The organism is Gluconacetobacter diazotrophicus PA1 5 (genome assembly GCF_000021325.1).
Lineage (GTDB): Bacteria > Pseudomonadota > Alphaproteobacteria > Acetobacterales > Acetobacteraceae > Gluconacetobacter > Gluconacetobacter diazotrophicus.
The window spans coordinates 3331318-3343146 of the sequence record NC_011365.1; the positions used below are offsets into that span (position 1 = coordinate 3331318).

Annotated in this window: 9 protein-coding genes; 2 read left to right on the forward strand and 7 right to left on the reverse strand. The window is 68.4% G+C overall.

The genetic code is table 11. The features are described from left to right. Positions 1 to 20: 20 nt before the first annotated feature. The 7 genes from GDIA_RS15260 to cysQ form a co-directional block, all read right to left on the reverse strand. Positions 21 to 2375, reverse strand: coding sequence for an LPS-assembly protein LptD (locus tag GDIA_RS15260; RefSeq protein ID WP_012227809.1), 2355 nt, complete (start codon positions 2373 to 2375; stop codon positions 21 to 23). Beyond that, positions 2372 to 3481, reverse strand: coding sequence for an LPS export ABC transporter permease LptG (gene lptG / locus GDIA_RS15265; protein ID WP_012227808.1), 1110 nt, complete (start codon positions 3479 to 3481; stop codon positions 2372 to 2374). The genes GDIA_RS15260 and lptG overlap by 4 nt, the downstream gene beginning before the upstream one ends. Further along, positions 3478 to 4674, reverse strand: coding sequence for an LPS export ABC transporter permease LptF (gene lptF / locus GDIA_RS15270; protein WP_012227807.1), 1197 nt, complete (start codon positions 4672 to 4674; stop codon positions 3478 to 3480). Before lptF ends, lptG begins: the two co-directional genes overlap by 4 nt. Positions 4675 to 4753: 79 nt before the next feature. Then, positions 4754 to 6223: an FAD-binding oxidoreductase gene (locus GDIA_RS15275; protein WP_012227806.1), complete on the reverse strand. Its 1470-nt coding sequence runs from the start codon at positions 6221 to 6223 to the stop codon at positions 4754 to 4756. A gap of 28 nt (positions 6224 to 6251) precedes the next feature. Continuing rightward, entirely contained in the window at positions 6252 to 6806 is a 555-nt protein-coding gene (locus GDIA_RS15280) for a hypothetical protein (RefSeq protein WP_012554717.1), read from the reverse strand. A gap of 47 nt (positions 6807 to 6853) precedes the next feature. Beyond that, entirely contained in the window at positions 6854 to 7825 is a 972-nt protein-coding gene (locus GDIA_RS15285) for an L-threonylcarbamoyladenylate synthase (protein ID WP_012554718.1), read from the reverse strand. 57 nt (positions 7826 to 7882) lie between these two features. Then, positions 7883 to 8680 (reverse strand): 3'(2'),5'-bisphosphate nucleotidase CysQ, encoded by a 798-nt coding sequence (gene cysQ, locus GDIA_RS15290; RefSeq protein WP_012227803.1) that lies wholly within the window; start codon positions 8678 to 8680, stop codon positions 7883 to 7885. A 157-nt stretch (positions 8681 to 8837) separates the two neighbouring features. Between cysQ and GDIA_RS15295 the strand changes: the two genes are divergently transcribed. Together GDIA_RS15295 and GDIA_RS15300 are read left to right on the forward strand one after the other, a co-directional pair. Next, positions 8838 to 10301 carry a leucyl aminopeptidase gene (locus GDIA_RS15295; protein WP_012554719.1) on the forward strand — a complete coding sequence of 488 codons (1464 nt, stop codon included), beginning with the start codon at positions 8838 to 8840 and terminating at the stop codon, positions 10299 to 10301. A 183-nt stretch (positions 10302 to 10484) separates the two neighbouring features. Further along, entirely contained in the window at positions 10485 to 11828 is a 1344-nt protein-coding gene (locus GDIA_RS15300) for an IS1182-like element ISGdi13 family transposase (RefSeq protein WP_012223140.1), read from the forward strand. Position 11829: the final 1 nt, after the last annotated feature.

The following is an 11829-nucleotide window of genomic DNA, read 5'->3' on the forward strand; positions in this document are numbered from 1 at the left end:
TCGGTCTCTCACGCATCGGATCAGCCACGAATACCAAAGGCACCGATGGTCTTGAAGGTCAGGGTGAACATGATGGTCGAATTGCGCTGTTGGCCGCCGATCGACGTATATTGCTTGATATACATCAGGTTGAAGCCGAAACAGTCATTGTTGTAGCCGGCGTTGCCGCCCATGCTGACGAATTGCTGGCGCGACAGGCTGCGGCGGACGAAGGCCGACAGGCTGTAGTTCTGCCAGTTGGTGTTGGCACCGACCGTCACCTCGTTCGTGCGCACATAATAGGCCGCGTTGGGGCTCGCCGTCTGGATGTTGGTGGCATAATAATAATACGGCGTCACCGGTTCGTAGACATAGCCGCTGGTCAGGTGGAAATGCTTTACCCCGGTGCTGACCAGCGCGTCGCCGAAATCGATCCGGCCGGCATACGGGTCGATCCGGGTGCGGCCGGTGAAGTCGATATACTGGTTCGGCGCGAAGCGCGCGCGCGCCACCACGTCGGAAAAATGGTGGTTCAGCCCGGAATAGGGAATGCGGTTGTGGTCGATATGCTCCTGGAGGCTTTCGCCGACCAGCGTATCGATTTCATGCCCGTTCCACGTCCAGTTGCCATGCACGCCGAAATTGCCGCGCAGGCCGCCGTCCAGCCGGTCGGTCCCCGGGTAGCGGTTGATCGCGAACAGCGTCGAATCGGTGAATTCGTAGGACAGGCTGTCTTCGTTCGGCAGGTTGCTGTTGCGGCTGTTGCCGGTGTTGGGCGCCGCGATGACCTGGGCGATGGGTTCTAGGATCTGGGTGCCCTTGCCGTTCATGAAGCCCCGCAGGAACGGCCAGTTCATCTTCAGCGCGACCGTCGGCAGGACCTGGCCCGTGATCTGCTGGCGGGTCGTGGTCGGGGCGTAGATCGGCTGCTGGTTCAGGCTGGTCGCCCGGTGGATGGCCGATTCCAGGTGCAGGGTCAGCTTCCAGAGCTGGCCCAGATGGTTGCGGAACGGCCGGTCCCAGTTCAGCGAGAGCTGCCCGCGCTGGTCCGAGACGCCGGATGCGCGATAGACGTAGAAATCGGTGGTATCCACCGCCAGCCGGCCGCCCCACGCGTCGGGCTGGCCGAAATAGCTGTAGGTGTAGCGCGGCAGCACCCACGGCAGTTCGTTGTCGCGGATGACGCCCTGGTTCAGGCCCTGGTAGGCCTGGGCGTCGACGCGCGAATAGGACCCGGTTCCGAACCCTTCGAGATAGACGTTCGAGGTCAGCATTTCCTGGCCGTAGCCGGACACGCGATAGTCGCGCATGTAGTCGGCCGACGTGGCCAGGTTGATGTTCGCCCCCGCGCGCCAGGCGCGCGTGATCGACGCCTGCGCCTGGGCGAAGATGTAGCCCTGTATGCCGTGCTCGTCGGACGTGCCCGTGGTGTTGCCGAAGGTGTTCACGTACGACCCCTGGCGGTTGGTGTCGTAGGCCAGGCCGGCCAGGATGTTCAGCGTGCCGAAATTCAGCGCGTTGCGGTACTGGGTGCTGACCTGGGGGCCCGTCCGGGTGGACAGCAGACCCTGGATCGTCATGTCGGACTGTTTGTCGATCACCCAGTAATAGGGGATGGTGACATAGGCGCCCAGATAGCGGTCATGCGGCGTGATCCCCGGCGTCAGGAAGCCGCTCTGCCGCTTGACCGACGGGTCGGACATCGAAAAGGCGGGCATGTACATGACCGGAATGCCGAACATGTCCAGATAGGCGTCACGGAAGTCGATGCGCTTGTGTTCGGTATCGTCGATCGCGTCATAGGCCCGCAACTGCCAGAAGGGCGGCCGTTCGGGATGCTGGGCGCAGATGTTGCAGGCCGTGTAGACGGCGCGCGCCATGTCGTTGACCTTGGCCCCGGTGCGCCGCATGCCGTTGGCCGCCAGCTTGGCGTTTTCGGTCATCAGCATATGCAGGCGGGTCATGATGCCGTCGCGCATGCCGTTGCTGAGTTCGGCGTAGTCGCTGAAGATGACCGTGCCGTCGGGTTCCACCATCGCGACGTGGCCGTGGGCGGCGGCGATGCCGGTATTGCGGTCGTACGTCACCGTATCGGCGCGCAGGACGTGGTCTTCCTGCCAGATCTGGACGTTGCCGGTCCAGGTCACGATGCCCCGCGCGTTGTCGTAGGTGACGGTGTCCGCCTGGAACGTGACGGGGGCCGACTGCGACATGGGGCTGCCGGTCGTGATCTTGATCGGCTTGGCCTGGACCTGCGCATGGGCGCGGTGAACCTGGATGACCGCGCCCAGGAACGTGCTGCCCAGCAGGCCGGCAGCCAGCAATGTGCCACGCGCCTGCGAACGCTGGCCCCGGGCAGGGCGAAACAGGCGACGGGACATCAGGATCGGCATCATCCGTCTTCTAGATGAAGCAGCAGAGAAACTGCAAGGCAGAGTCCTGCTCCGGTCGGGGCCCAGGCGGCCAGCAGCGGCGGCATCGCCCCGGATTCGCCGAATTGCGCGGCCACCTTCGAGATCGTGAAGAGGGCGAACCCCGCGGCGACGCCGCTGCCGATCATGCGCGCGACGCCGCCGCGCCGCGTCGGCCGCATCGAAAAGCCCGCCGCCACCAGCGCCATGGTGCCGGCCAGGATGGGCAATGTCAGCAGGGTCTGGAAATGCAGCCGGTGGCGGATGGACGAAAAGCCCGAACGTTCCAGCAGGGCGATGAAGCCGGGCAGCGCCCAGACCGACAGCGTGTCGGGCGAGGCGAAGCTTTCCTGCACGCGGGGAACGGTCAGGTCGGTCGGCATGACGAACCGGCCCGCCGGGACGGGCAGGCGGTCGGGGCGGATCGTCCTGGCATCCTGGAAAATCCAGACCTTCCGGCCGAGATAGCCCTCGGGGGCTTCGATCCGGACGATCAGATGGTCGGTATCGTCCAGCCGGAACAGGCTGATGCCGCCGATCCGCAGGACCCCGCCCTGCAGGTGGACGCTGCGGGCATGCAGGATCGCGACCCCGTGGGGAACCAGGCCGGAATCGGCCTGGCGCAGCCACAGCGCGCCGTCCGACAGGTTCAGCGGGCCGCCGCTGCGCAGATAGACGTGGTCCAGCGTTTCCGCCTGGCGATACATGATGGACGACAGCGGCGACAGGGCCCCGGTGGCCAGGATGCCGATCAGCAGCGCGCAGGACAGCGGGCCGGTCAGGAACTGCCAGGCCGAAATCCCGGCCGCGCGCGCCACGATCAGCTCGGACGACCGGGTCAGCCGCCAGAAGCACACGATCCCGCCCAGCAGCACGCCGAAGGGCAGGATCTCGATCATGAAATAGGGGACGTGCAGCAGCGCGATCTCGCTGGCCAGGCTGGTCGGCACGTCGGGCCGGGTGGCCACGCGGCGCAGCAGGTCGATGAAATCGAACAGCGAGACCAGCCCCGTCAGCGACAGGATCATCGCCATGACCGCCAGCGTGAACTGCCGGGCGATATAGAAGGACAGGGTGACGGAAACCGTCATGACCGGCCCGTTTCCGTCATGGCCGGCGCGTCGAGGCCGGGCTGGGCGCCGGCATCGCGCCATTTCAGTTCCGGCAGGAACAGCATCAGCGCGCAGGCGATCCCGGGCAGGATCGCCTCGACCCACATCAGGGGGATCAGGCTGGTATTGCGGCTGGCCAGGTTCTGCACCATCAGGCTGAGCGCCAGCAGGCTGACGACGCTGAGGATCGCGACCGCCGGGCGGATGATGTTGCCATGGCGGGAGAAGGCGCCCCGCAGCACGGCGACCAGCCCGACCATGGCGAAGGAGAACGCGGTGAACGGCGCGGTCAGCCGGCGCCAGGCCTCGACCGCGAACTTGCCGCGGTCGCGGGGGGCGACCTCCTGCGGGTCGGGGTGCAGCAGTTCATGCAGCGACATTTCCGTCGCGTCGCGAAAGCGCGCCTGGTCCCCGCGGGAGGATGTCAGGTCGATCGTGTTGCGGCTGAAGGTCAGGACGTTCAGCCGTCCGCTCTTGCGGTCGATCTCCTGCCGCGAGCCGTCATACAGGACCACGCGCGGCTGGTTGTCGACGACCAGCATCGTGCCGCGCTGGGCCAGGACGGTCGACGGATTGTCGGGCTGGCGGTCGTCCTCGACCACGATGCCGTGCAGCGTACCGTCGCGATCGCGGGAGCGGACATAGACGGTCATGGTGGGCGATACGGGGGTGAACACGCCCTCCTGCAGCATGAAGGCCGCCATTCGGTTGCGGATCTGGAATTCGTACTGCTTGAAGGCATGGAAGGACAGCGGCACGATCCAGATGTTCAGGATCATGCACGACACCACCGAGATGGTGGCGCAGAGCAGCCCCGCCCGCGCGATGAAGAAGGGCGACAGGCCGGCGGCGCGCATGACCGTCAGTTCCCTGTCCCCGGCCAGCCGCTGATAGACGAACTGCACGACGATGAAGGTCGTGATCGGCAGGATGACGGCGACGAAGGAGGGGACCAGCAGGCTGGTCAGCCCGATGAAGACCCGCAGCGACAGCCCGCGCTCGACCACCAGCGAGACGAAATGCAGCGACTGGGTCAGCCAGATCAGCGCCGACAGGCCGCCCGTCGTGGCCAGCAGGGCCACGAGCAATTGCCGCAGGACATAGCGGTCGAGCATCGGCAGGCGCGATCTCGGCTGCAGTCGGGTGACGGATCGGGCGAACGACATACGCATGTGTAGCCCCGCCGGGGGCCCGGCGAAAGCCCCGCGGCATAGGTGCTATACGACTGTTATGCAGCCGGATCGTCCGGGGTCATGCGTCCGGGGTCACGCGGGCCGGATTCCCCGTATCGGGGGGAAATATGGCGCCGGGGTTCAGCAGGCCGCGCGGGTCGATCGCGTCCTTGATCCGGCGCATCGTGGCCAGTTCGGCGCCGCCGCGCCAGTCCGGCATCATGTAGGGCTTCAGCCGCCCCACCCCGTGTTCGGCGGAGAAGGAGCCGTCCAGGTCGCGCACGATGGCCCCCACCGTATCCATGATCCGGTGGTCCAGTGCCAGGAAGGCGGCCGGGTCCATGCCTTCGGGCTGGACCAGGTTGAAATGGATGTTCCCGTCGCCGATATGGCCGAACGGCGCCGGGCGGATGCCCGGGATCAGGGCCGCGCAGGCGGCGGTGGCCCGGTCGATCAGTTCCGGCACGTGCGAGACCGGGACCGAGACGTCGTTCTTCACGCTGGCGCCGGCGCGGCGCTGGGCCTCGGCATGTTCCTCGCGCAGCTTCCACAGGGCCATGCGCTGGCCCTCGCTCTCGGCGATCACCGCATCGGTGACCGTGCCGTCCTCCAGCGCCGCGCCCAGCACGTCCTCCAGCGCCCCGCGCAGGTCGGCATTGGCGCGCGGGGTGGCCAGTTCGACCAGCACGTAGGCCGGTGCCGGTTCGGCCAGCGGCAGGCTGGCGCCCGGGACCAGTCGCGTGACCAGGTCCATGCCGGCGCCGGACATGTATTCGAACGCCTGGATCAGCGCCGGGTCCTGCGCGCGGAAGGCCGCGAACAGCGCCAGCGCGCCCTTGGCGTCGGCGACCGCGCACAGGGCGGCCTCGGTCGCGCGCGGCTGCGGCTGAAGCTGCAGGATGGCGGCGGTGATGAAGCCCAGCGTGCCCTCGGACCCCACGAACAGCTGGCGCAGGGCGTATCCGGTGTTGTCCTTGCGCAGGCGGCGCAGCCCGTGGAACACGCTGCCGTCCGGCAGCACGACCTCCAGCCCCAGGACCAGTTCCCGCGCGTTGCCGTAGCGCACGGTGTTGTTGCCGCCGGCATTGGTGGCCAGCACGCCGCCGATCTGGGCCGAGCCTTCCGATGAAATCGACAGCGGCAGCATCAGCCCGGCCTCGCGCGCGGCGTCCTGCGCGGCCTTCAGCGTCACCCCGGCCTCGACTTCCATCGTGTGGTCCAGCGGATCGATCCGGCGCACGCGGTTCATGCGCGACAGGCAGATCACGACCTCGCGCCCGCTGTCGTCCGGGGTGGCGCCCCCCACCATGCTTGTGTTGCCCCCCTGCGGCACCATCGCCACCCCCGCCTGGGCGCACAGCGTGACCGCCTGGGCCAGTTCGGCGGTGTCGGCGGGGCGCAGCACGGCGGCGGTGCGGCCGTGATAGAGCGCCCGCCAGTCCGTGCAGTACGGATCGGTGTCCGACGGGGCGGTCAGGATGCCCGAGGGACCCAGCAGATGTGCCAGACGGTCCAGCAGGTCGGCGGTCGGGGCGGGGCAGGCGGTCATGCAATGATTCCGGGAAAAGTAATGAGGCCTATTTCAGCGCGGTGGCGCTGTAGGGCGCGGTCGGGGTATCCAGGGCGTGCAGGAATTCCATGCCGGCCATGCCGGCGATCCCGGCCAGGGCGCCCACGGCGAAGGCCAGGACGACGATCGACCGGCGTCGGGGCATGGGCCGTGCCTGCATGACCGACAGGGCGGCCTGGGTTTCCGCCCGCGCCTGCTGGGTCAGGTAGAGCTGCGAGCGCAGTTCCTCGGCCCGGGCGCGGGCATGGCGCAGGTCGATGTCGAGCCGGTTGAGGCTTTCGGTCAGTTGGGAAATCCGGACCCGGGCGGCCTGCATTTCCGTCGCGCTTGCGGCGGCCCCCGCGCCGCGCGGCGCGCGGGGACGGGGCTGCGCGCGGGGCGGCGGGCTGGGCGCGATGGCCGTGAACAGGTTCTTCAGCGCGCCGCCCGTGGTGCCGTTCCGCCGCGCGCGGTTGCGCAGCGCGTCGAGCGCGTTCGCGGACTGTCCCGGATGTTCCTCCAGCACCAGGGCCAGGATATCCGACAGGATCTTCAGTTCCTTGGGGTCGAACTTGTCGCTCATGGCCACGGATCAGCGGGAAGGGGAACGGTCGTCATGCGGGTGTCCCGTCATGCCGGCCGGGGAGAGGCCGCGCGGCGCAGCCGGTCGCGGATGGCCATGCCCAGCCCGACGCGCGGGATCGGCATCGCGGCGATGCGGACCAGGCCGCGCCGCGCGCCCTCGCTGTCCAGGAAGCGCAGGCCGGCGAACAGGCGGGCGGCGGCCTCGTCCAGCCGTCCGGCGGGGCTGAGGTTCCACACCAGGCCGGCGCCGGGCAGTTCCGGCCCGAAGGCCAGCAGGGCCTCGTCCGCCGCCACGTCATGGGCGTCCAGCCGCACCGGCAGGCCCGGGGCGTAGTGCGAGGCCAGGCGGCCGGGCGACAGCGGCAGCGTGTCGGCATAATCGTCGGGGTGCGAGATCGGGCCGCAGACCTCGCTCAACGCCTCGACCGTCACGCCGCCGGGACGCAGCAGCATCGGCGCGGTGCCCGTCAGGTCCAGCACCGTGCTTTCGACCCCGACCGGACAGGGGCCGGAATCCAGGACCGCATCGATGCGGCCGGACAGGCCCCGCAGCACGTGATAGGCGTCCGAGGGGCTGACCCGGCCCGACAGGTTGGCCGAAGGCGCCGCCACCGGCCGGCCCACGGCGCGCAGCAGGGCGGTGGTGATGGCGCCGCGCGGCACGCGCACCGCCACCGACGGCAGGCCGGCGGCGGCGAGGTCCGAAATGGTGCTGCCTGGCTGGCGCGGCAGCACCATCGTCAGCGGCCCGGGCCAGAACCGTTCGGCCAGGCGCCGCGCCACGTCGTTGGGCGCGGCCTGGGCGAAGGCCGCCTCGGCATCGGGGAAATGGCTGATCAGCGGGTTGAAGCGCGGGCGTTCCTTGGCGGCGAAGATGCGTGCCACGGCGGTGTCGTTGGTGGCGTCCGCGCCCAGGCCGTAGACGGTCTCGGTCCCGAATGCCACCAATCCCCCCGCCCGCAGCAGATCGGCCGCCCGGGCGATGCCGGCGTCGTTTGCCTCCAGACGCTCTGTCATGACTCCTCTGCCCGTCCGCTCAAGCCGTTGGTTCGGTTGGATCATAACGCGGTGCGCTCATGAATGCTCCCGCTTTCCCGCACATATAAAATGCGGGTTGCGCCAGTCGGGCTTCCCGTAGCGCAGGGGCGTGCCGTCCAGCAGGGCGACGCTGCCGCCCGCGGCCTCGACCACGGCCTGCGGGGCGGCGGTGTCCCATTCCATGGTCGTGCCCAGCCGGGGGTAGAGATCGGCCGCGCCTTCCGCCACGCGGATGAACTTCGCGGCGGACCCGATATTGCCCAGATGCGCGATCCGGTGCCCCCCCAGGAACGATGCCAGGCGCGGATCGTCGGCGTAATGGCGCGACGCCAGCACCGTCAGCCCTTCCCCGGGTGCCGGGCGGGCATGGATCGCGTGGGTGCCGTCCGCGTCGATGCGCATGGCGCCGGTGGCGACATGGGCGGCATAGAGCTGGTGATAGGCCGGAAGGGCGACCGCGCCCAGCACGGCGCGGCCGTTGCGGACCAGCCCGATATTGACGGTGAAATCGTCGCGGCCCGCGGCGAATTCCCTCGTGCCGTCCAGCGGATCGACCAGCCAGAACGTCTTGCCGCCCGCGACGCGGATACCGGCGGCGGCCTCTTCCTCGGCAATGACCGGGATGTGCGGGAACGCGGCGCGCAGCCCGGCCAGGATGTGAGCCTCGGCGGCGTGGTCGGCTTCGGTCACCGGGGACGAATCCGACTTCGTGACGGTTTCGAACCCGCGCGCGCGGATGGCGCGGATCAGGGCGGCGGCCTCGTCGGCCAGTCGGGTCGCCAGGTCCAGCAGCGCCTGGTCGCCAGCCTGCAGGAGAGAGGATGAATGCGTCATGCCTTGGCATTAGCTTACTCCCCGCCGCGCGTCATGCGCCTTTCGCGCGCGCGGGCAGTGTCGGCGCATGTTTTGGACAGACGGCCGCGCATGGGGCATTCTGCCCGGCAAAATCGAGGGACCCGCCGTCCCCCGCAACCCCACCCGGAGCGCCCTCATGCTGCAGACAGGTTTTTCATCCGCCGCCCTTCCGGCCGACGGCACCCTGGCCCTTCTGGTGTCCGAGGACGGCCCGCGTCCGGCCTCCTTCACCGCCGCCGATTCGGCGACCGGCGGCGCGCTGACCCGCGCGGTCGAGGCCTCGTCGTTCCGCTTCACCAGGGGGCGGACCTGCATGCTGCTGGCGCCCGGGGGCGGGTTCGACCGGATCGTGCTGGTCGGGCTGGGCAAGGCGGCGGAGATCGGCGTGCGGGTCGTCGAGACCGCATCGGCCGCCGCGGTGAAGGCACTGGGCACCCTGGCCGAGGCGGCGTGGGTCGCGGCCGATGCCGTCCCGTCCGAACTGCTGGCCCATGTGGCCCATGGCGCGGCGCTGGAGGCCTATCGCTTCGACCGCTACCAGACCCGCCCGGCCGAGGAGTCGCGCTGGCGGCTGGAGGAGATCACGATCCTGGCACCGGACGCCGGGCAGGCGGCGGCGTGGACCGACCTCTCGGCGGTGACGCGGGGCATCTGCCTGGCCCGCGACCTGGTCAGCGAACCGGCGAACGTGCTGCGTCCCCCCGAATTCGCGGCCCGGATCGAGGATCTGCGCGACCTGGGCGTGGAGGTCGAGATCCTGGACCGCGACGCGATGGCGGATCTGGGCTTCGGCGCGCTGCTGGGCGTCGCCCAGGCCAGCGACGCGCCGCCGCGCACCGTCATCATGCGCTGGAACGGCGGCGAGGCGGACGCCGCGCCTCTGGCCTTCATCGGCAAGGGTGTGACCTTCGATTCCGGCGGCATCTCGATCAAGCCCGCCGCCGGGATGGAGGAGATGAAGACCGACATGGCCGGCGCGGCCGCCGTGGTGGGGCTGATGGCGGCCCTGGCGGGACGGGGCGCGCGCGTCAATGTCGTGGGCGCGGTCGGGCTGGTCGAGAACATGCTGGCCGGCAACGCCCAGCGGCCCGGCGATGTGGTGCGGACCCTGTCCGGCCAGACGGTCGAGGTCATCAACACCGATGCCGAGGGGCGCCTGGTCCTGGCGGATGTGCTCTGGTACGTGCAGGGCCGCTTCAAGCCGCGCCTGATGGTCGACCTGGCGACCCTGACCGGGGCGATCGTCGTCAGCCTGGGGCATGGGCACGCGGGGCTGTTCTCGAACGACGACGCGCTGGCGGGGCATCTGCTGGCGGCGGGCGAGGAAACCGGCGAGCTTCTGTGGCGCATGCCGCTGTCCGATTCCTATCGCGAGCAGATCAAGTCCGATATCGCGGACCTGAAGAATGTCGGCGGCCGGCCGGCGGGGGCAATCACCGCCGCCAAGTTCCTGGAATACTTCGTCAACGACGTGCCCTGGGCCCATCTGGACATCGCCGGGACCGCCTGGGCGAAGAAGGGCGTGCCCTGCACCCCGAAGGGCGCATCGGGCTTCGGCGTGCGGCTGCTGGACCAGTTCGTCCGCGAGTACCATGAGTAGCGTGTCCGGAAACGCGCGCTGGTGGCGATCCGGCGCGCGTCTGTTGCGCTCCGGTGCTCGCAGACACACGCCGGGCGCGGCCTTGCGGGCCGTTCTCGCTCACCAGCCTACGTTCCCGGACACGCTTTAGCAGGCTGTCGGGTTGGGGTACCTGGCTCTGGCGATCTGCGGTAAGCTTTCAGGATGAGCAGCTTCATTCCGTTTGATCGATCGCAGCCGTATCTTCTGCCGCCGGATCTGAAGTCATGGCTGCCGTCGGACGATGTGGCGCATTTCATCGTGGCGGCGGTAGAGCGGGTGCCGTTGAGGGCATTTTCCGTTCCTGTGCGGACTGGCGGCAAGGCGCAGTATCATCCGCGCCTGATGCTGGCGCTGCTGATTTACGCCTATGCGAACGGCGTGTTCTCATCGCGTCGGATCGAACGGGCGACATATCGTGATATCGGTATGCGCTTTGTGGCGGCGAACCTGCATCCTGACCATGACACGATCGCGACGTTCCGGCGCGGCAACCGCACGGCGATCGAGGCAGCGTTCATGCATGTACTCCTGCTGGCACGCGAGACGGGACTGGTGCGGCTTGGCACGGTGTCGATCGACGGCACGAAGATCGATGCCAATGCCTCGAAATACCGTTCCATTCGTTATGATCGCGCGAAAGAGCTGCGCGAGAAACTGGCCACCGATATCTCCACCCTGATGGAACGGGCAGAGGCGGCGGATACAACCGATGTGGATCATCAGGCGTTGCCGGAGGAACTGGCCCGGCGGGAGGCTCTGAAGGCAAAGCTGGATGAAGCCTGTGCGCGACTGGAGGCGGAAGCCCGCGAGCAGGCCAAGACCGCCCGACCAGAATATGAGCGCAAGAAGGCAGCTTTTGATGCGAAGCGGGGACGGCGCGGTCGGCCGCCGAAAGAACCGGACGATGAACCGCCACCAGACCGGCAGATCAACCTGACCGATCCGGACAGCAAGCTGATGCGCCGCTCCGACGCGCATGAATACCGGCAAGCCTACAATGCCCAGGCCGTGGTTTGTGCCGAGGGCAGCCAGTTGATCTTGGAAAATGGCGTCGTTGCGACGACGGCGGACGCGCCCAGCTTCGCCGCCACCATCCTGGGTATGGAGGAGAGGATCGGCCTGCCACGAACCGTCCTCGCCGACACGGGTTTCGCCAGCGGCAAAGCCGTCGAAACGTTGCAGGCCAGCGGCGTGGACCCGCTGGTCGCCATCGGACGCCCTGTGAATCGGCGCCCTTATGACTTCCGGCCAGAACCGCCACCCAGGGAGCCGCGCCGGATCACCGAGCCCTGGCGCCTGGAAATGAAGGCCAGGCTGCAACAGAACCCGGCAAAAGCCCTTTACGCCTTACGCAAGCAGACCGTCGAACCGGTCTTCGGTATCATCAAGAGCGCCATGGGCTTCACCCGTTTCCATCTCCGTGGCCTCCCCAACGTCGCAACAGAATGGACGCTCGTCGCCCTCGCATATAATTGCCGTAGGATCACGCGACTGACGGCCGCATAAA